Annotated in this window: 17 protein-coding genes; 3 read left to right on the top strand and 14 right to left on the bottom strand. The window is 45.8% G+C overall.

Features of this window, described 5'->3' with window-relative positions; translation table 11 throughout:
• Positions 1-20: 20 nt before the first annotated feature.
• The 4 genes from R7044_RS22325 to nsrR all read right to left on the bottom strand — a co-directional run bounded on the left by R7044_RS22325 (position 21) and on the right by nsrR (position 4,677).
• Positions 21-707, bottom strand: coding sequence for a phosphoglycolate phosphatase (locus tag R7044_RS22325; RefSeq protein WP_005382834.1), 687 nt, complete (start codon positions 705-707; stop codon positions 21-23).
• 110 nt (positions 708-817) lie between these two features.
• Positions 818-1,561, bottom strand: a complete 744-nt coding sequence (rlmB, locus tag R7044_RS22320) for a 23S rRNA (guanosine(2251)-2'-O)-methyltransferase RlmB (RefSeq protein ID WP_047103967.1) — start codon at positions 1,559-1,561, stop codon at positions 818-820.
• A gap of 67 nt (positions 1,562-1,628) precedes the next feature.
• Complete coding sequence (gene rnr, locus R7044_RS22315; RefSeq protein ID WP_225455811.1) at positions 1,629-4,136, bottom strand: ribonuclease R; 2,508 nt, start codon at positions 4,134-4,136, stop codon at positions 1,629-1,631.
• A 115-nt stretch (positions 4,137-4,251) separates the two neighbouring features.
• On the bottom strand, positions 4,252-4,677 hold the full coding sequence (gene nsrR / locus R7044_RS22310) for a nitric oxide-sensing transcriptional repressor NsrR (protein ID WP_005381392.1): 426 nt from the start codon (positions 4,675-4,677) through the stop codon (positions 4,252-4,254).
• Positions 4,678-4,834: 157 nt separating this feature from the next.
• Between nsrR and hmpA the strand changes: the two genes are divergently transcribed.
• Positions 4,835-6,019: an NO-inducible flavohemoprotein gene (hmpA, locus tag R7044_RS22305; protein ID WP_005381390.1), complete on the top strand. Its 1,185-nt coding sequence runs from the start codon at positions 4,835-4,837 to the stop codon at positions 6,017-6,019.
• 80 nt (positions 6,020-6,099) lie between these two features.
• Here the strand turns inward: hmpA and motX are convergent, their stop codons facing one another.
• Positions 6,100-6,735 carry a flagellar protein MotX gene (gene motX / locus R7044_RS22300; RefSeq protein WP_005381388.1) on the bottom strand — a complete coding sequence of 212 codons (636 nt, stop codon included), beginning with the start codon at positions 6,733-6,735 and terminating at the stop codon, positions 6,100-6,102.
• 216 nt (positions 6,736-6,951) lie between these two features.
• Positions 6,952-8,268 (bottom strand): adenylosuccinate synthase, encoded by a 1,317-nt coding sequence (locus R7044_RS22295; RefSeq protein WP_005381385.1) that lies wholly within the window; start codon positions 8,266-8,268, stop codon positions 6,952-6,954.
• Between the two features lie 172 nt (positions 8,269-8,440).
• Between R7044_RS22295 and R7044_RS22290 the strand changes: the two genes are divergently transcribed.
• Positions 8,441-8,626 carry a DUF2065 domain-containing protein gene (locus tag R7044_RS22290; RefSeq protein ID WP_005381383.1) on the top strand — a complete coding sequence of 62 codons (186 nt, stop codon included), beginning with the start codon at positions 8,441-8,443 and terminating at the stop codon, positions 8,624-8,626.
• A gap of 63 nt (positions 8,627-8,689) precedes the next feature.
• Here the strand turns inward: R7044_RS22290 and hflC are convergent, their stop codons facing one another.
• The 8 genes from hflC to tsaE form a co-directional block, all read right to left on the bottom strand.
• Positions 8,690-9,670, bottom strand: a complete 981-nt coding sequence (gene hflC, locus R7044_RS22285) for a protease modulator HflC (protein WP_005381382.1) — start codon at positions 9,668-9,670, stop codon at positions 8,690-8,692.
• A gap of 2 nt (positions 9,671-9,672) precedes the next feature.
• Positions 9,673-10,878 carry an FtsH protease activity modulator HflK gene (gene hflK / locus R7044_RS22280; RefSeq protein ID WP_017633728.1) on the bottom strand — a complete coding sequence of 402 codons (1,206 nt, stop codon included), beginning with the start codon at positions 10,876-10,878 and terminating at the stop codon, positions 9,673-9,675.
• A 45-nt stretch (positions 10,879-10,923) separates the two neighbouring features.
• Positions 10,924-12,213, bottom strand: coding sequence for a ribosome rescue GTPase HflX (gene hflX / locus R7044_RS22275; protein WP_005381380.1), 1,290 nt, complete (start codon positions 12,211-12,213; stop codon positions 10,924-10,926).
• A 38-nt stretch (positions 12,214-12,251) separates the two neighbouring features.
• Positions 12,252-12,515 carry an RNA chaperone Hfq gene (hfq, locus tag R7044_RS22270; RefSeq protein ID WP_005381379.1) on the bottom strand — a complete coding sequence of 88 codons (264 nt, stop codon included), beginning with the start codon at positions 12,513-12,515 and terminating at the stop codon, positions 12,252-12,254.
• Between the two features lie 194 nt (positions 12,516-12,709).
• Entirely contained in the window at positions 12,710-13,642 is a 933-nt protein-coding gene (gene miaA, locus R7044_RS22265) for a tRNA (adenosine(37)-N6)-dimethylallyltransferase MiaA (protein WP_005395375.1), read from the bottom strand.
• Positions 13,639-15,651, bottom strand: coding sequence for a DNA mismatch repair endonuclease MutL (gene mutL, locus R7044_RS22260; RefSeq protein ID WP_054575295.1), 2,013 nt, complete (start codon positions 15,649-15,651; stop codon positions 13,639-13,641). The genes miaA and mutL overlap by 4 nt, the downstream gene beginning before the upstream one ends.
• Positions 15,652-15,669: 18 nt before the next feature.
• Complete coding sequence (locus R7044_RS22255) at positions 15,670-17,379, bottom strand: N-acetylmuramoyl-L-alanine amidase (RefSeq protein WP_005381374.1); 1,710 nt, start codon at positions 17,377-17,379, stop codon at positions 15,670-15,672.
• A complete protein-coding gene (tsaE, locus tag R7044_RS22250; RefSeq protein ID WP_005381372.1) occupies positions 17,373-17,837 on the bottom strand; it encodes a tRNA (adenosine(37)-N6)-threonylcarbamoyltransferase complex ATPase subunit type 1 TsaE in 465 nt (154 codons plus the stop codon). Before tsaE ends, R7044_RS22255 begins: the two co-directional genes overlap by 7 nt.
• A 276-nt stretch (positions 17,838-18,113) precedes the next feature.
• Between tsaE and queG the strand changes: the two genes are divergently transcribed.
• A complete protein-coding gene (queG, locus tag R7044_RS22245; RefSeq protein WP_005381370.1) occupies positions 18,114-19,241 on the top strand; it encodes a tRNA epoxyqueuosine(34) reductase QueG in 1,128 nt (375 codons plus the stop codon).
• The last annotated feature ends 696 nt before the right edge of the window (positions 19,242-19,937 follow it).

Genomic DNA, 19,937 nt, shown 5'->3' with positions numbered 1-19,937 from the left:
TGGAAGCTCTTTTGTAGCCGTTATGCAGAAACCGCTACAACGTCCAATAATTCTGCCAAACTGTCAGCGACGAAATCTGGATTTGATGCTGAAATAGGTTCACCGTGGTTGTAACCATATGTCAGACCAAATGAGGCACAGCCTGCATTCTTTGCTGCGAGAATGTCGTTTTTCGAGTCGCCAACCATCAGCATTTCACTTGGTTGGATTTGGTGCTTTTCCATCAACCAGTTCAATGCTACTGGGTTTGGTTTTTTCTCTGGGAATGCATCACCGCCAAGGACATCAACGAAGTATTTTGCGATGTCGTGCTTTTCCAAAACGTCAGGCACAAACTTTGAAGGTTTGTTAGTCACCAACGCCATAACAAAGCCCGCTTTGTGCAGCTCTGCTAGTGTCTCTTTTACCGTTGGGTAAAGATGACTTAGCTTGTGACCGCTTTGCTCGTAGTAGTCATCAAACAATACACGCGCTTTAGCACGAAGCTCTTCACTCAGCTCTGGGTTGATGGTCAGGCTTTGGCTTAATGAGCGACCAATAAGCACGTCTGCGCCGTTACCCACATAATCACGAACTTGTTCTTCTGAAACCGATGGAAAGCCAAGCGCCTGTACTGCTTGGTCTGCCGCGACAGCTAGATCTGGCACGCTATCAAGCAAAGTACCATCTAGATCGAAGGCGATGAATTTAATGTCTTGTTGAGTCATAACTTCCCTGAGGATTTTTATTTATAAATCGGTGAAAACGACAAAGGATGGCACCCCATCCTTTGTTTTTATCATTATGTCTGATTCTACAGTAACTGTTTGTTTCGTCGTTACTTTGCAGCAATACGCTGACGAACTGCCTCAAACAAACAGATGCCGGATGCCACAGATACGTTCAAGCTTGAAACGCTACCAGCCATTGGGATCTTAATCAAATCGTCGCAGGTTTCACGAGTCAGACGACGCATACCGTCACCTTCAGCCCCCATTACGATAGCAAGAGGTCCAGTCAGTTTGGCTTGGTAGATGTCGTGCGTTGCTTCACCCGCAGTACCAACAAACCAGATGCCTTTCTCTTGCAATGTACGCATAGTACGAGCCAAGTTAGTCACTCGGATCAATGGTACGACTTCAGCTGCACCACAAGCGACTTTACTTACCGTCGCATTCATTGGCGCAGAACGATCTTTCGGTACGATGATCGCCGCAGCACCTGCCGCATCTGCGTTACGTAAACACGCACCAAGATTGTGTGGATCGGTCACGCCGTCTAACACTAAGAGCAGTGGTGATTCGTGCTTTGCAAGGATGTCATCAATATCGTTCTCATTCAGCTGCTTCGCTGGTTTCACACGAGCGATGATGCCTTGGTGATTTGCACCGCGTGCTTTGTCATCCAAGGTTTTACGTGTCATCTGCTGAATAGAAACACCACAAACCTGAAGATCATTTAGGATTGGCATTAGGCGATCATCTTGACGACCTTTTAAAACGTACGCCTCGATAAAACGCTCTGGTTCGCGCTCCAATACCGCCTTCACTGCGTGAATGCCGTAGATAAATTCGTTACTCATTGTTTAACCTGTTGTTCTGGTCGTATTGCCTGCGCCAACCGAGTTTGAACTAAGTTGGCGCTTCAACCTACTGCGCTTCTTTTTTAGTGCGCTTGGTTTTCTTCGGCTTACTGTGCGGCTTCTTTTTACGTGCTTTTTTCACTTTAGGCTTCTCGTTGCCTTCGGCGTCACCACGTTTTGGGCCATTACGCTTACTCGTTGCGCCCGTTTCTTCTGGGCGTTTAGTTGGCTCTATCGCAGGAATTGCACGAGCCGCGCCACCTTCTTTCGATGAAGAGCGAGTCGCAGCGCGTTTTTTATCTTTCGCTTTGCGTTTTGCTTCCGCTGCGCGTTTCTTCGCAGTCTTACCTTCGCCGCGTAGCTTACGACTTGTTTCGACCAATTCAAAGTCAATTTGCTTGTCATCGAGGTTAACAGCCAGTACTTTTACTTTTACTGCATCACCTAAGCGGTAGATGTTACCGAAACTTTCACCAATAAGTCGTTGACCAATCGGGTCAAATTGATAGTAGTCGTTCGCAAGGGTAGAAATATGCACCAAACCATCGATGTGCAAATCCGTTAAACGTACAAAGAAGCCAAAGCTAGTGACATTAGCGATAACACCGTCTAGTTCGTCACCGACGTGGTCTTGCATATATTCACACTTCAGCCAATCCGCAACATCACGTGTTGCATCATCAGCACGGCGCTCTGTCATCGAACATTGTTCGCCGTAAAAATCCATGTCGTCAAACGAGTAATGATAGCCACCTGTTGGTGTCCAGCGATCTTGATTACGACCTTCTTCTTTAGCAATCAGATACTTGATTGCACGGTGAAGTAACAAGTCAGGGTAACGACGAATTGGCGACGTAAAGTGCGCATAGCGTTTCAATGCCAACCCAAAGTGCCCCGCGTTATCTGCGTTGTATACCGCTTGCTTCATTGAGCGTAGCAGCATGGTCTGAATCAACTCTTGATCTTGACGCCCGGAGATTTGACGTGCGAGATCAGCATAGTCCGTTGGTGAAGGCTCTAAACCACCTTTTAGCTCAAGACCAAGTTCACTTAAGAAGTCACGGAAACCTTGCAGGCGTAATTCACCTGGAGATTCGTGGATACGATAAAGCGCGGGCTCTTTCGCTTTTTCTACCAGCGATGCCGAAGCAATGTTGGCTAAAATCATACATTCTTCGATGATCTTATGCGCGTCATTACGAATTACTGGCTCAATGCTTTCGATTTTACGTTCCGCATTGAAAATAAATTTGGTTTCAACGGTTTCAAATTCGATTGCACCGCGTTGATCTCGTGCTTCTTTCAGCACTTTGTACATCTTGTGCAACTCTTCTAGATGAGAAACAAGCGGCTGGTAGCGCTCACGTAGTTCTTCATCCCCTTCTAGAATCGCGCTCACTTTGCTATATGTGAGACGAGCGTGCGAGTCCATCACCGCCTCGTAATGCTTGTAACCAGACAGCTTACCTGTATCGGAAATGGTCATTTCGCACACCATACACAAGCGATCTACTTGCGGGTTAAGCGAACATAGACCGTTCGACAGTACTTCTGGCAACATTGGCACAACTTGCGAAGGGAAATATACTGAGTTACCACGATTGATCGCTTCTTTGTCCAACGCAGAGTCAGGACGAACGTAGTAACTGACGTCAGCAATCGCTACCCATAAACGCCAACCACCTTCTTTGTTCTTTTCACAGTAAACGGCATCATCAAAGTCTCGTGCGTCTTCGCCGTCAATGGTCACTAGTGGCAAATCACGTAGATCCACACGACCAACTTTCGCTTCTTCTGGTACTTCTTCGCCTAAGTTTTCGATTTGTTTATCGACGGCTTCTGGCCATTCGTGAGGGATTTGGTGTGTACGAATCGCAATTTGTGTTTCCATACCTGGTGCCATGTTTTCACCAAGGACTTCAACCACTTTACCCATCATGCCGCGTGAGCGTGAGCCACGATCAGTAATTTCAATTACGACTACGTTACCCATGCGTGCACCCGCTTTGTGCTCATTTGGGATCAGGATATCTTGGCTGATACGCGAGTCATCTGGGACAACATAGGAGTATCCATATTCAAGGAAGAAACGACCAACGATTTGATCATTGCGCTCCTCTAGCACACGCACCAAACGTCCTTCACGGCGGCCGCGCTTGCTGTTGTCTGTCGGTTGCACTAAGACAAAATCACCGTGGATGATGTTCTTCATCTGATGGTGCGGTAACAGAATATCATCATCCTTGCCGACGCTGCCTTCTGGACGTACCCAACCATGGCCATCACGATGACCAATCACGTAACCTTTCACCATTTCAAGTTTTTCAGGCAATGCATAGCACTGACGGCGGGTAAACACCAGTTGGCCATCTCGCTCCATCGCACGTAGCCGACGACGCAACCCTTCGTATTGCTCTTCGCCCTCAAGCTTTAGTGCCTCAAACAAGTCGTTACGATTCATTGGAACGCCCGCTTGCTCTAGAAACTCGATGATAAACTCTCGGCTTGGAATTGGATTTTCGTAATTTTTGGATTCACGATCTGCAAAAGGATCGTTTGGAATATTGTCTGACATAGGCACGCCTATCTAGCAAGGAAGGTATATGGCTAGTATATCTGAGTCTCTCGATAAGCTACAGAATTGCTTTGAAAAAAGAATGATCGAGATCGACTCTAGGCATGCAAATGAGTTAAGGACGAGCCAGCAAGATCAAAAGTTCAGAATTGTCACTGAGCAAGGATTCAATCGTGCAGTCATCCAACTCCGCCAGAAAGGCACTTTTTGCTTTCGCCAATTTATCTTTGAGGCGGCAAGCAGGGGTAATATGGCAAAAATCCACACCACAGTTGACTAAATCTAACGGCTCTAAATCGCGCACAACACCACCGACTGTGATTTCAGACGCTGGCTTCATCAGCCGGATACCACCGTTTTTTCCGCGCACGGTATGGACATAACCCAACTGCCCTAACCGATTGATAACTTTAACCATATGGTTGCGCGACACACCAAATAAATCCGTCACTTCGGTAATGCTGGTTAACTCATCTTCCGGCAACGAAGCCAAGAAAATTAAGGTTCTCAACGCATAATCAGTGAAACTAGTTAACTGCATATTCTCTCCCAAAGTGCGACTCAATAACCCGCTGGTGATGCTAAAACCCCAAACTTGAGCTATCGATAAAAGTGTAAATCTTTTCTTGATCGAAAGATACATTTGAGATACAACTTTAAACATGCATTATAAATACAACTTAAAGTAGGAAGCCCTTATGCTCAGCAATCAAACTATCGAGATCGTCAAAGCGACCGCACCACTCATCGCCGAAACAGGACCAAAACTGACCGCGCACTTTTACGAGCGTATGTTTACTCATAACCCTGAGTTGAAAGATATTTTTAACATGAGTAACCAGCGTAACGGCGATCAGCGTGAAGCATTATTCAACGCTATCTGTGCCTATGCTGCCAATATTGAAAATTTGCCAGCTCTGCTTGGCGCAGTAGAGAAAATTGCGCATAAGCACACGAGCTTTTTGATCACAGAAGATCAGTACCAAATCGTTGGTAAGCATTTACTTGCGACAATCGATGAGCTTTTTAATCCAGGTCAAGAAGTGTTGGATGCTTGGGCTGAGGCTTACGGCGTACTTGCGAATGTATTTATTCAGCGCGAAGAACAAATTTACCAACAAAATGAAGCTTTGGAAGGCGGCTGGCGCGGTCTACGCGAATTTGAATTAGTCGATAAAAAGATTGAGAGCGAACACATTTGCAGCTTTGTGTTCAAGCCAACCGATGGCCAAAAAGTGGCGCCGTATAAACCGGGACAATACCTTGGCATCTACATCAACAGTGACCAGTTAGAAAACCAAGAAATTCGCCAATATAGCCTGTCTTCTGCGGTCCAAGAGAACACCTACCGTATCTCAGTAAAACGTGAAGAAGGCGGAAAAGTGTCGAACTACCTGCACGATAGCCTGAACATTGGCGAAAAAGTGCAGCTTGCGGCCCCTGCCGGTGATTTCTTTATGGATGCCGAACCACAAACACCCGTTGTTCTAATTTCTGCTGGTGTGGGACTTACTCCAACGCTGTCAATGCTAGAAAGTCTCTCAGCACATCAAGCACCTGTAACTTGGGTTCATGCAACAGAAAATGGCCAACAGCATGCTTTCAAGCAACACGTAAACCAACTCGTTGCAGAAAAAGAAAATATGAACGCGCTCGTTTGGTATAACCAACCAACGGCAGAAGACAAGCTAGGCGAAGACTTCCACTTCACGGGCTTTGTCAATCTGTATGAAATTGAAGCTGCATTAAAGCAAGATAACGTGCAGGTATACTTCTGTGGTCCTGTAGGATTTATGCAGCACGTAGCGAAACAGCTATTAGAACTTGGCGTACCAGAAGAGCAATTCCATTACGAATGCTTCGGTCCACACAAAGTGGTTTAAGCGCTACCAACTATCGGGAAAACAACAAAGCCCACGTGACGTGGGCTTTGTTGTATGAAGTTGTTTGCAATATTGAAGCGTTACCAAAAGGTGTCTCGCCGTTTAGCTCGAGCAATAACGTTTTGTGGCATGCGCTGTTCAAGGCCGTTTCTCAATACAGTTATGCGCTTATGCTGCCGCTTATCTGCTGTGACAGAGTTATATAACCAACGATACGCATCTTCGTAATCGAGTGGACTGCCATAATCACGTAAAAGCAACTCGGCCAGATGAATACGCGCGTTTAGGTTTCCCATTGACGCAGCTTCTCGCAAATATGGAATTGCACGTTCTTTATCTTGCTGTACTAAAGTGCCACGCGAATAGTATCGGCCAATCTGCTCTAGTGCAGCAGGTAACCCCTGATGCGCTGCATTTTCGATGTAGTAAAGACCCAGTTCGACATCTTGCTCGACACACACACCCCAAGCCAACATATCTCCGTATAGAAACTCATAAGCGGGTAAGTTAATTCGAGTCGCACGAGCTACGATATCCTCCACCAGCTGGCAGTTATCAGCGCGCACACGTTGTAAGTGCTTATTTTGCTCAATAAGCTTTATCAGCTCTGCTTCGGTATAGATCGGAACTGGTGCCCCCACATCGGCAACATTGGCTTTCACTGTGGTAGCAACCAAGGTCAACAACAGTGAAGCAGCCACTGTTCGTAACTTCATAAACGTACCCTTAAGGTATCTAAGAAACCAAAGATCGGTGAAGGATCTCCTCTGCTTGATAACCTTATCGGCAAAAAACAGCTAAGCTTTAGACAATTTTTGCCTCTGATTTAGGCTCAGCGGCAAAAGCTTGCCATATGAGAGTCACGCTGTTTTTGTTCAGATACAAAAAAGCCGACCAGAAGGTCGGCTTTTGCAATCTTTAACGGCTATCAATTAAGCTTCGAATGGGTGAACTTTGATGATAGTTTCGTTACGGTCAGGACCTGTAGAGATGATGTCTACTGGAACGCCAGTTAGCTCTTCAATACGCTTGATGTAGTCAAGAGCTGCTTGTGGTAGAGCATCTAGTGACTTAGCACCAAATGTGTTCTCAGACCAACCAGGCATTGTTTCGTAGATTGGCGTTGCTTTTTCGAATGCTTCAGCAGCCATCGGAGAAACTTCTAGCACGGAGCCATCTTCCATCTTGTAACCAGTACAGATTTTTAGCTCTTCTAGACCATCTAGTACGTCTAGTTTAGTTAGACAGAAACCAGATACAGAGTTGATTTGGATTGCACGACGCATAGCAACAGCATCGAACCAACCTGTACGACGTAGACGACCAGTTGTCGCACCGAACTCGTGGCCAACTTCACCTAAGTGCTTACCAATTGGATCTTGCTTATCTAAACCGTCGTATAGTTCAGTCGGGAATGGACCAGCACCAACGCGAGTACAGTACGCTTTTGCGATACCCAAGATGTAACCGATGTGACGAGGACCAAAACCAGAACCTGCAGCAACACCACCAGCAGTCGTGTTAGAAGACGTTACGTACGGGTAAGTACCGTGGTCGATATCAAGTAGTGTACCTTGTGCACCTTCGAACATGATCTTGTCGCCGCGCTTACGTGCTGCGTCTAGTTCGTCAGTTACGTCGATAACCATTGAAGTTAGTAGCTCAGCGTAGCCTTTCGCTTGCTCAAGTACTTCTTCGTAGCTTACTGGCTCCGCTTTGTAGAAGTTAACTAGTTGGAAGTTATGGAACTCCATGACTTCTTTTAGCTTCTCTGCGAAAGTCGCCATATCGAATAGGTCACCAACGCGTAGACCGCGACGAGCAACTTTATCTTCGTATGCTGGACCGATACCACGACCAGTAGTACCGATAGCTTTTTTACCGCGAGCGATTTCGCGAGCTTGGTCCATTGCAACGTGGTAAGGAAGAATTAGCGGACATGCTTCAGAAATGAAAAGACGCTCGCGTACTGGAATACCGCGCTCTTCAAGAGGCTTCATTTCTTTAAGTAGAGCTTCAGGTGATAGTACAACACCGTTACCGATAACACATTTTACGTTATCGCGAAGGATACCTGATGGAATTAAGTGAAGAACGGTTTTTTCACCGTCAATTACGAGAGTGTGACCTGCGTTGTGACCGCCTTGGTAGCGTACCACGTATTTTGCATCTTCAGTTAAAAGGTCTACGATTTTACCTTTACCTTCGTCACCCCATTGGGTGCCTAGAACGACTACGTTATTTCCCATCTTTCCAAGTCTGATTGCTAGTTAAAAATGGATTCTAGCACCGAATCTCACTTCTTGCAGTCATTTTTTGTTCACAGAGTCGCTACCAGAATGTCATCTTGCCGCTTTGTTCATTTTGAAATCAGCATATCACTGATAGTATTTAGCTTTCTCTATTCGACTGGAAAGCGCTATGTCTGAATCCATATGGTTGGCGATTGGGCTCGTCTTGATCGTGGAAGGCATTGGGCCGCTGATTGCTCCTAACGGTTGGCGGAATATGGTGGCTCAATTAAGTGAACAACCCAACAATCAGCTACGACGCATCGGTGGCTGCCTAGTAGTTGCTGGAGCCGTAATCGCAATCATGATGAGCTAGCACTTAGCATCAGATACAAAAAAGGCTCCCTAAGGAGCCTTTTATTTCAATGAGACGCGGAGATTATTTCTCCATGCTGCCCTTCGACTGGTTCATGTATTGGAAGAACTCACTCTTCGGATCAAGCACCAGAATATCGCTCTTAGAGCTGAAGGACTTCTCATACGCACGTAGCGAGCGTAGGAAGCTAAAGAACTCAGGGTCTTTGTTGTACGCTTCAGCATAAATCTTCGCAGCTTCAGCATCCGCCTCACCTCGTGTCACACGCGCAGTTTTATCAGCTTCAGCTAGAATAGTTGCTACTTCTAGTTCTGCTTGAGCACGAATAACTTCCGCTTTTTCACGACCTTGAGAACGGTGCTTACGAGCAACAGACTCACGCTCCGCACGCATACGACGGTAGATAGACTCACTGATTTCATCAGGCAGGTTGATTTTCTTCATTCGGAAATCAACGACACGAACACCCAAGTCTTTCATTGCGCTTTCACGCGTGTCCTTCAATACTTCAGACATGATTAGGTCGCGTTCACCATCAATCTCAAGCGCTTCACGAGCCGCTTCAGTTGCGACAACATCAGCACTTGCGTCTTCTGGTAGCACATCATCGTTACGTGGACCAGATACGATCTGTTTGATTTCACGAGCACCGATTTCAGAACGAAGCACGTCCGTCACTTTACGCTCAAGTAGTGCCTCTGCCGTTAGCGAGTTACCACCGCCAGTCGCGAGGTAGTAGCGACCAAAATCTTCAATACGCCACTTCACGTAGGTATCAATGATAACGTCTTTTTTCTCGGACGTTACGAAACGGTCGGCACGACCATCCATTGTTTGGATACGTGCATCAAGTTGTTTCACACGGTCAAACAAAGGCATCTTGAAATGCAGACCAGGCTCGTAAATTCGAGTGATGTCGTTGTTGTCTTTCAAGACACGACCAAATCGAACCACGATACCGCGCTCACCTTCAGGAATCACAAACAAAGACATCAACATTAATGCCAGTGCGATTACCAGTACAGGGATCATTAACTTACGCATTCTTAGTATCTCCCTTGACGTGAACCTGTTGAACGAGACTGCGTGTTCGAAGTGTCTTCTTGTGTACGATCAGACTCAAGTTGAATTTGATCATAGGTTGAAGATGACTTCGATTTACGTTTGGTATCTGCTTTGCCCTCTTGTCCCGCCAACTTATCGATTGGAAGGTAAAGAAGATTGCCGCTTGATTCCGAGTCAATCAACACTTTCGAAGTGCTTGAGTACACCTCTTCCATTGCGTCAATGTACAGACGATCACGCGTTACACCAGGCGCTGCTTGGTATTCTGGTAGTAGTTTTTCGAACTGTGCTACCTGACCAAGAGCCTCGTTAGTGACACGCTCATTGTAACCTTGTGCTTCTTTCTTCAAACGCTCCGCACGACCCGTTGCCTTAGGCAAGATTTCGTTCTTGTATGCTTCAGCTTCACGAATGAAACGCTCTTCATCCTCACGTGCTGCGATTGCATCATCAAACGCATCTTTCACTTGCTCTGGTGGACGAGCAGACTGGAAGTTCACATCAACAAGTACCAGACCCATATCATAGCTATCAATGATTTGGTTCAGTGTTTCTTGCGTAGTTTGACGAATTTGCTGACGACCACTGGTTAGAATGCTATCCATCAATGAGTCACCAATTACTGCACGTAGTGCAGAATCCGTTGCTTGACGCAAGCTGTCGTCTGCATTGGTTACACGGTACAAGTATTTGTATGGGTCAGTCACTCGGTACTGAACATCCATCGCAACTGTTACAACGTTTTCATCTTTAGTCAGCATTAGACCAGATGCACGTAGTGAACGAATCGCTTGTACGTTTACCGCTTCGTACTCATCAATAAAGCGAGGACGCCAGTTAAGACCTGGGTCTACGATACGATCGTATTTACCTAAACGCAGTACAACACCACGCTCTGCTTCACCGATGGTGTAAAAACCAGCGAAGAACCAAACTGCAACAGCAATCAGAGCAATCACGCCAAAGCCAATTGCACTACCACCACCGCCGCCGATTGGAGAACCACCGCCGCCTTTTTTACCAAACTTGCCGCCCAGCTTTTGACTCAGTTTGTTGAACACTTCATCTAAATCTGGCGGACCTTGATCTCGGCCACCAGGACGCTGGCCACCACGATTATTATTACCCCAAGGGTCATTATCGCGGCCATTGTTGCCGTTGTTATTTCCAGGCTCATTCCACGCCATTAGAAAGCTCCATCATTTGATATGACGTTATACTGTAGCAGTCCTTTAAGTGACTATAAAGCCAGTCAAAACTGCCCCTTCTCTTTTTTCAAGTCTAGACCAATCTACTTGCTGCATTCGAATATCGATCAACAAGTTACCATCCTGGTCATATTCCTCACGTTGAATACACTTCATTTGGAAGAAGGTACTACGGAATCGTCCTTGATACTGTGGAGGAATTCGCAACTGATGCTCGACCATTTGTGACGCCAGACGTTCCGTCAGCGCCTCAAACAAGACATCAATGCCCAACCCATCCATTGCTGAAACCCAAACTGCGCGAGGTACGCCTTCCTCGTCTCGTTCTATACGTGGTTTCTGCGAATCTAGATTGTCGATTTTGTTCATGACAACCAGAGTCGGCACTTCATGCGCGTCGATCTCTTCTAGTACTTCATGAACAGCTTGAATATTCTCACGAAAACGCTCATCACTGGCATCAACAACATGTAACAAAATGTCAGCTTCTTGCGTTTCCTGCAAGGTTGCCTTGAAGGCCGCAACCAAGTCGTGTGGCAAATGTCGAATAAAACCAACCGTGTCTGCCAAGATGGCAGGACCAACATCTGCTAACTCTATCTTACGTAAAGTCGGGTCCAAAGTAGCAAATAATTGATCAGCCGCGTACACGCCAGCTTCTGTAATACGGTTGAAGAGTGTCGACTTACCCGCGTTGGTGTAACCCACAAGTGAAACCGTTGGGATTTCAGCTCGATTTCGGGCGCGGCGCCCTTGTTCACGCTGCTTCGCTACTTTGTCTAAGCGTCGCAGGATGGCTTTGATTCTGTCACGCAATAAGCGACGGTCGGTTTCCAGCTGGGTTTCACCCGGGCCACGTAAACCGATACCACCTTTCTGCCTTTCAAGGTGCGTCCAACCACGAATCAAACGAGTAGAGATATGACGAAGTTGAGCCAGCTCTACCTGTAGCTTACCTTCGTGTGTTCGAGCTCGTTGAGCAAAGATATCGAGAATAAGACCAGTGCGGTCGAGAACTCGACATTGGCACAGTGCTTCGAGGTTACGTTCTTGGGCAGGAGAGAGGGCGTGATTAAAAATCACAATTTCGGCACCCGTTGATTGTACCGCTGTAGCAATCTCTTGGGCCTTACCCTCTCCGACATAGTATTTCGGGTGTGGGGATTGACGACTACCAGTTACCACTTGTAGCGCCTCTACCCCAGCAGAAGAAACCAGCATTTCGAACTCAGCCAGATCTTCCCATTCACCTTCTTGCGTGAAGTTGATATGAACAAGTACGGCTCGCTCACCGGATTCATAACGGTCAAACAAGCAATCAACTCCTTATTTTAAAAATACTCGATGAAGAATTAATCTTCAGATTTCTCTTGTGGACGCTCACCTTGTGGACGTTCACCGCTGTGATGGCTCACTGGACGAGCCGGCACAACTGTTGAGATCGCGTGCTTGTACACCATTTGGTTAACAGTATTCTTCAGCAGGATCACAAATTGATCGAATGATTCGATCTGACCTTGTAGTTTAATACCATTCACAAGGTAGATAGATACCGGGATACGCTCACGACGTAGCGCGTTTAGAAATGGGTCTTGTAGAGATTGCCCCTTAGCCATTTTTATTTTCCTTATTTAATTTGTAGTTGTAATTATTTAGCTAGTGGTGCAATGCAAAAGATACGGCTTTTGCATCTGAGCTAAACGAATCAAAAATGCACTCTAAGTAATTAGCAGCATAGTATAAAAACCGCCAACAACAGATCCTTTGAGAGTGCGTTCACGCAAAAACGATCACATTATACACAGCTATGTCAATCAGATGCTATTGCTTCCGACATCGTTTCTAATGCCTGTTCAATGTTCTCGCTATCCAACCAAGTTAAATCATCCCAGCTGCGTAACCAGGTGATTTGACGCTTGGCCAATTGACGAGTCGCGCATACGCCACGAAATACCGCTTCGTCACGTGTACACTCCCCATCTAAATACTCCCACATCTGTCGGTAACCGACGCATCGTATGGAAGGAAGATCGGGGTGAAGATCTTTTCGCGAATGTAACGCTTTCATTTCTTCTTCAAAGCCCGCTTCCATCATTTTCTCGAAACGGAGTTCAATCCGACGGTGAAGTTCTGCCCTATCCTTGGGAGCTATTGCAAACTGCTTGACTCGGTATGGTAGGCTTTCACCTTTCGTTTGAGTCAATTCAGTCAAAGTTTTACCTGAAATGCGAAAAACTTCCAATGCCCGAGATAAACGTTGGGGATCATTGGGATGGATTCTCGCGGCTGACACAGGATCAACCTCTTTGAGTTCATCGTGCAACACTGACCAACCTTTAGTCAATGCCTCTTGTTCAATTTGCTGACGAATTTCAGGATTTGCAGCAGGAAGTGGTGATAAACCTTCAAGTAACGCCTTGTAATACAGCATTGTTCCACCCACAAGAAGTGGAATTTTTCCTTCTGCAACAATATCATCCATCGCTTTCAATGCATCTCGACGAAAGTCGGCGACAGAGTAAGATTCACTTGGATCCAAAATATCTATCAAGCGATGAGGCGCCAAACTTAACTCTTTTTCATCCGGTTTCGCCGTACCGATATCCATCCCTTTGTAGATCAAAGCAGAATCAACACTGATGATCTCAACCGGAAATTTTTGACGAAGACGAATCGCCAGCTCAGTTTTGCCTGATGCAGTTGGCCCCATTAAAAATAGCGCCAAAGGTAGTTTATCTGTCATGGTTTTAATTTGGCTATCGTGGCAGAGAAATCAACAGCGGATACGAATTTTGTATCTTCTAATGGCAATTGACCATGTCTTAGCTGTTCAAGTTCCGCAATAATTTGAATGGCTTCAGAAAAAGTATAGTGACTCTTCACTGTCGTGACCTGTAATGCGAGCCAATCTATCAACTCAGACAGCATCTGAGCCGCTGCTATACCTTCGTTCACACAAGATTGCGCGTAAGATAACAGATCTGGTACTAAATTTTGTAAGTTTTGTTGACGCAGCGGAGCTGGGACGCCCATCACCATTAAGGCGTGCTCGTTTCTCGCTTTCAATTGAATACCAAGCAATGCCAAATCTTGTTGATAATCTTGGGCCAGTCTCACTAATTCGGCCTCTAACTTAATAGATAGAGGAACAAGCAGAGGTTGTGCCTTGAGTGCACCATCGCTTGGAGAAAGCTGGCCTTTTACACGATAAAATTCTGCTCTAGGTAACGAGACTAACGCCGCCCCACTGTCACTGCTCATCAAAACAAATTGTTCATCGACCACCATCAGCGCTTTGCCTAATGCAGTAATCGATGGCATTGATGTGTGCGAAGTTATCGTTTGGGGCGCTATTGGAGTGACTGCCTGAGCCTCAAACTCTGGCGTTTTCAACAGCTCGTGATAAGCGCGTACTTCTTGTTTAGTTGGCGCTGGTTCTACGTGGCGCTCTTTACTGTGACTTGGCTTTGGTGCAGGTTTGGATTCCACCCAATCATTACGTTTGAATGACTCCACTACGCGCGCCTCTCGCACGGAGGTTTCACTAGGACCGCTATTACGAGGCTTCACTTCATAATCACTGCGTCCAGGATAAGCCGGTGTACTATCTATCGCTTGATAAACCCGCTCTGGTACTGGTGAAGATGCTGGCTCTTGTACTTTTTCAGGCTCTGGCGAATGTTCAATCTCTTCGGACTCAGTCGGTTCCACGCGATGAAATGCCGATTCATTCACCTGTGGTTTATCAATCACGGCGCTTTGTGAAAGTGCATCCGTCAAAGCTTGATAGATGAAATCATGCACCAAACGAGCTTGGTGGAAACGCACTTCATGCTTAGCAGGGTGAACATTCACATCTACTTGGTGCGGATCTAGCTCAATAAAGAGCACATACGCAGCGAACTGATCTGGCTTTAAGCTCATTTCATAGCTTTGACGAATCGCGTGATTGATTAATTTGTCACGCATCATTCGGCCATTCACATAGCAATATTGTAAATCGCTTTGCTGCCTTGCTCCCTCTGGCGTGGTAATCCACCCATGTAGCTTTAACCCTTGATGCTCAAGCTCGATTCTGAGCATATGCCGCACAAACGCATTACCGCAGACAGCAGCAATACGCTTTTCGGTTTGAAGCTGATTTTTCGCCGCGCGATATTGACGGATGATCTTGCCGTTATGACGCACATTGATGGTGACATCAAAGCGACTTAACGCAATACGTTTCAATAACTCATCAATATGAGCAAATTCGGTTTTCTCCGTACGAAGAAACTTGCGACGCGCTGGAGTATTAAAAAATAAGTCCAACACCTCAACAGTCGTGCCAATCGGGTGCGCTGCTGGCTTAAGCTTCACCTGCATATCACGCCCTTCGGAGTAGGCACTCCAGGCTTCTTCTTGTGCCGCAGGACGCGACGTGAGCGTCAAACGCGAGACTGAGCTAATACTGGCTAACGCTTCACCGCGAAAACCTAGACTCATAATAGCTTCGAGATCATCTAAGGTATGTATCTTAGATGTCGCATGACGACTGAGCGCTAAGCCAAGTTCATCTTTCGCGATACCTTTTCCGTTATCACGAACACGAATCAGCTTTGCGCCTCCTTTCTCGATATCGATATCGATTCGAGTTGCGCCAGAATCAAGACTATTTTCAACCAGCTCTTTAATCACAGAAGCAGGTCTTTCGACCACTTCCCCTGCGGCGATTTGGTTTGCAAGTCTGGCTGGCAAAATTTTAATCGTCATAATGAGTTAGAAGCTCACCTACTTGTTTGGAATGATCAGGACTTGCCCAACCGCTAGCTGATCAGAGCGTAAGTTATTCGCTTTACGAATGCTCGATACGCTAACGCCGTATTTGGACGCTATTTTGCCAAGGAACTCACCCCGAGAAACCTTGTGCTTACGAATCGGTTTATCTTTTACCGCGACCGTTATCTTCAACTTTTGCCCTACCCACAAGGTATCTGACTTCAAGTTATTCTCTCGGCGGATATCTGAAACCTTCACTTTATAGTGATTCGCAATCTTACCTAAGAACTCACCAGACTTAACCTTGTGCGTAATGGTTTCTGTCTCAACAGTAATCGGTTTACTTGGCACTTTAATCGTACCAGCAGAAGGAATGTTGAGCTTCTGACCAATTGCCAAGCCTGTCGACTTCAAGTTGTTTGCCGACATCAGCGCTTTAGAGCTAAGCCCATATTTGTTCGCGATCACCGATAATGACTCGCCACGCTTTACAATATGTACCATTGGCTTCGCTGAAGGCGAGAACACCGTACCCTCTGGTGGGTTATCTTTTAAGTACTTGACGACCGCCTTAGTGATAGCCTGAGCTAACTTATCTTGGTGCGCTCGTTGAAACAGTAAACGCTCTTCTGTTGGGTTAGAAATAAAGCCCGTTTCCACTAGCACAGACGGAATCTGTGGAGAGCGCAAAACCGCAAGGCTGGTGTTGATCGGTTTGGTGTTATGCAGGTGCGCAACACGTCCCATCTCACCTAGGATTTCTGTTGCCAGCTTATAGCCTTCTTTTTGTGAATGACTAAACTGCAAGTCCAACAAAGTTTGGTTCACGTTACGATCTTTTGTCTTCGTGAAGAACGCATTACCCGAGCCGCCCAATAACTCAGACTGTTTCTCATGGTTCTCGACCCAACGAGCAATTTCGGTATTTGCACGACGAGTATTTAGTACGAAGACCGATCCACCGCGAGGCTTCGGTGAAGTAAACGCATCTGCGTGAATGGAAATCAGCAAGTGCGCATCATTTTCACGAGCAATCGCGACACGACGGTTTAAGTTTACAAAGTAATCTCCCGTACGAGTCATGCGCGTTTTAATACCAGGAGTCGCATCGAGCTGAGCAGCAATTTTTCTTGAGATACTCAATACCGCATCTTTCTCGTACTTACGACGTGAAGGGCCAATAGAGCCAGGGTCTTCCCCACCGTGACCAGGGTCGATAACAATTAACACTTCTTGAGCTCGTTGAACTGAACTCATGTCTTTGCTGGCCGCCGCTGGCTTACTCGGTTTTGAGGTCGATGCCTTCTTACCGTGCGGTAAATCAATCACCAAGCGGTGACCATACTGCCCACCTGGTGTTGGGCTTAATTTAAATAACTCCGCTTGAACGCTCTTTTTTAGTTCAAACACCAAACGATAAGTGCCCTTCTCTGGAGGCGAGCTTTTTCGTACCAGTTTTAAAACAGGGCTATCCGTAACAGTAACAGGTAGTTTGGCCTGCATCGTCGTGCTTTTTAAATCCACGACAAGGCGATCCGGCCCTGATAAAGAGAAATAGGAATAGTCAGCTTCCGAGCCTAAATCGATGACAACACGCGTTTCATCAGGTGAAGGCCAAACTCGAAAACTCTTAACGACGTTAGCAAATGCTAAATTGGGGATGAGAAGGAGAAAAGTGGCGACAAACGTCGCCACCACTCTAAAATTTGAAAAACTCAACATAGCTCCAATCGACTGAGTAACTGCACACCATAATCATTATTAGCTGTTAGTTCGGCTACACGTTGCTCACCTTGGTAGCGAATGTTTACATCAAGATCCGGTTGTGGCAGTAAGCCATGCCCTTTTTCAGGCCATTCAACCAAGCAAATCGCATCGTCTGTGAAATAGTCTCGAATCCCCATAAACTCAAGCTCTTCAGGATCCGCAAGACGATAAAGGTCGAAGTGATATACTTGCCACTGATCCAACTGGTACGGTTCGACTAGAGTATAAGTTGGACTTTTCACGTTACCTTGATGACCAAGAGCACGGACAAAACCACGACTAAAGGTTGTTTTACCTGCACCCAAATCACCATGCAGATAAATTGTGGTTTGCTGGGAACAAAGCTGAGCCAAAGCGGTGCCTAGTGCAACCGTTTCATGCTCATCTTTTAAATTGAATTGTTTCGTGCTCATTGATGCTTCTCTAACTAATGATCGTTGACTATATAAAAATCAAAAGAACAGGAATAGTAAACCGTGTTGGTTTTGAGAGACAAGCTTTCAAATGTCATATGTGCGAAAAAAGTATCCAATAAACGGTATCTTAATCATCTTAGTATCGACCTAGATTTAGAATATATGCAAATGACTTCAATAAGCAGTATTCACAACATCAAAAACGTACCTAACTGGGTAGCACCAAAGCCAGAGATCCGTTAAGATCCGCCCCCCTTTATTCCGGTGGTTAACATGAACTACGAACAACTCGCACAACAAATCAAAGTTTGGGGAAAAGAACTCGGCTTCCAAAAAGTTGGGATCTGCGACGTTGATCTGAGTGAACATGAAGCAGCACTACAAAAATGGCTTGATGCAGGCTATCACGGCTCAATGGATTGGATGGCTCGTCACGGTATGATGCGTGCTAGACCCCATGAGCTACTCCCGGGAACCGTTCGTGTTATCAGCGTCCGGATGGACTATCTGCCACCAGAGGCTCAATTCGCTTCGAACCTCGCGAATAAAAGTCATGCCTATATTAGCCGCTACGCACTAGGGCGCGATTATCACAAGCTCGTCAGAAAGCAGCTAAATAAGCTCGGCAAACTTATTGAACAAGAGGTTGGTCAATATGGTTACCGACCTTTCGTTGATTCCGCACCAATATTAGAGCGACCTCTCGCCCAAAAAGCGGGCTTAGGTTGGACCGGGAAACATTCCCTGATTTTAGATCAAGACTGTGGATCGTGGTTCTTTTTAGGTGAACTACTTATCGACTTACCACTACCCGTAGATGAGCCAAGCGTTGATCAGTGCGGTAAATGCAAAGCATGCATTACATCATGCCCAACACAAGCCATCGTTGAAGACAAAGTTGTCGATGCCAGGCGTTGTATCTCTTATCTCACCATCGAGTTCGATGGCGTGATTCCTGAAGAGTTTCGAAAGCCAATGGGTAACCGCATTTATGGTTGTGACGACTGTCAATTGGTTTGCCCATGGAACCGCTACGCCGACATAACGGAGCAAGATGATTTCCACCGTCGTGACAGTTTCAAAAACCCTGACCTCGTCGACATGTTTAACTGGGATGAAGCGACTTTTCTAAAAAATATGGAAGGCTCCGCTATCCGTCGTATTGGTCATATACAGTGGCTACGTAACATCGCTGTCGCACTTGGTAATGCAGAATATAGTCAGCGAATCATAGATGCGCTGGAAAGTCGGCAAGGTGAAAATAAATTACTTGATGAGCACATTAAATGGGCTTTGACAGAGCAACTGAATCAACTCCCCACTGAGAGTAATTCATCTATAGAGACGAAAAAGCAACGCTTAATAAGGATAGTCGAGAAGGGACTGCCGAGAGACGCATAGAGCGTAGTCTATATGCAAGAGATTGAAATTACTTTTGCATGTTCAATTCATGACCTTGTTCTCAATTTTGTAATGTGGAAAAAAATTTGAGATTCAAGAAAAACAAGCTAGCAGAAAAAAGTTAAACACAGCTCGGAGAAATGACTAGGATCAAAAAAATACCAGTTAATGATCGTATTTTAACGTACTCGATCCGACAAAAAACTTATTTTTTCTTTATATAACAAGTATTTAGTTGATATTTCTTTGTTGTTTCCACTTCACTTTAGAGAAAAGATCTTTCTTCCCCATCATAAAAAGTCAAGCTAAAAACACTTTATCAACCAACTTATCCACAGAACGACGTATGTGGATAACTCTGTTAATTAAAGTAGATAAAACACGCGAAGCCTCATCATACTTGTACGTCAGCCGATTCATATCGTGTTTTAAACACAAACGAAATCGTCCGACATCATATGATGCGGATAAAAGTTTAGCTTTTGGGGATTCATGCTTCGCAGCATTATGAAAAGAGCGATGTGATTGGTTGCGAGAAGCAGGAGTTGAATCAAGCGGCGCATCCGTAGACGACTTAACAATTGTATACTAAATAAGTACTCAATCTATCGTCTTGTATTTGGTTGCGGGGGCCGGATTTGAACCGACGACCTTCGGGTTATGAGCCCGACGAGCTACCAAGCTGCTCCACCCCGC

The organism is Vibrio sp. 1402 (assembly GCF_033340275.1).
Note: the sequence above shows the minus strand (reverse complement) of the source record. Positions and strands in the feature narration are given on the sequence as shown.

What these genes read in the sequence shown, in the direction of transcription:
- R7044_RS22325 (WP_005382834.1), bottom strand. Translation starts at nt 707, where the DNA reads ATGACTCAACAAGACATTAAATTCATCGCCTTCGATCTAGATGGTACT.
- rlmB (WP_047103967.1), bottom strand. Translation starts at nt 1,561, where the DNA reads ATGAGTAACGAATTTATCTACGGCATTCACGCAGTGAAGGCGGTATTG.
- rnr (WP_225455811.1), bottom strand. Translation starts at nt 4,136, where the DNA reads ATGTCAGACAATATTCCAAACGATCCTTTTGCAGATCGTGAATCCAAA.
- nsrR (WP_005381392.1), bottom strand. Translation starts at nt 4,677, where the DNA reads ATGCAGTTAACTAGTTTCACTGATTATGCGTTGAGAACCTTAATTTTC.
- hmpA (WP_005381390.1), top strand. Translation starts at nt 4,835, where the DNA reads ATGCTCAGCAATCAAACTATCGAGATCGTCAAAGCGACCGCACCACTC.
- motX (WP_005381388.1), bottom strand. Translation starts at nt 6,735, where the DNA reads ATGAAGTTACGAACAGTGGCTGCTTCACTGTTGTTGACCTTGGTTGCT.
- R7044_RS22295 (WP_005381385.1), bottom strand. Translation starts at nt 8,268, where the DNA reads ATGGGAAATAACGTAGTCGTTCTAGGCACCCAATGGGGTGACGAAGGT.
- R7044_RS22290 (WP_005381383.1), top strand. Translation starts at nt 8,441, where the DNA reads ATGTCTGAATCCATATGGTTGGCGATTGGGCTCGTCTTGATCGTGGAA.
- hflC (WP_005381382.1), bottom strand. Translation starts at nt 9,670, where the DNA reads ATGCGTAAGTTAATGATCCCTGTACTGGTAATCGCACTGGCATTAATG.
- hflK (WP_017633728.1), bottom strand. Translation starts at nt 10,878, where the DNA reads ATGGCGTGGAATGAGCCTGGAAATAACAACGGCAACAATGGCCGCGAT.
- hfq (WP_005381379.1), bottom strand. Translation starts at nt 12,515, where the DNA reads ATGGCTAAGGGGCAATCTCTACAAGACCCATTTCTAAACGCGCTACGT.
- miaA (WP_005395375.1), bottom strand. Translation starts at nt 13,642, where the DNA reads ATGACAGATAAACTACCTTTGGCGCTATTTTTAATGGGGCCAACTGCA.
- mutL (WP_054575295.1), bottom strand. Translation starts at nt 15,651, where the DNA reads ATGACGATTAAAATTTTGCCAGCCAGACTTGCAAACCAAATCGCCGCA.
- R7044_RS22255 (WP_005381374.1), bottom strand. Translation starts at nt 17,379, where the DNA reads ATGTTGAGTTTTTCAAATTTTAGAGTGGTGGCGACGTTTGTCGCCACT.
- tsaE (WP_005381372.1), bottom strand. Translation starts at nt 17,837, where the DNA reads ATGAGCACGAAACAATTCAATTTAAAAGATGAGCATGAAACGGTTGCA.
- queG (WP_005381370.1), top strand. Translation starts at nt 18,114, where the DNA reads ATGAACTACGAACAACTCGCACAACAAATCAAAGTTTGGGGAAAAGAA.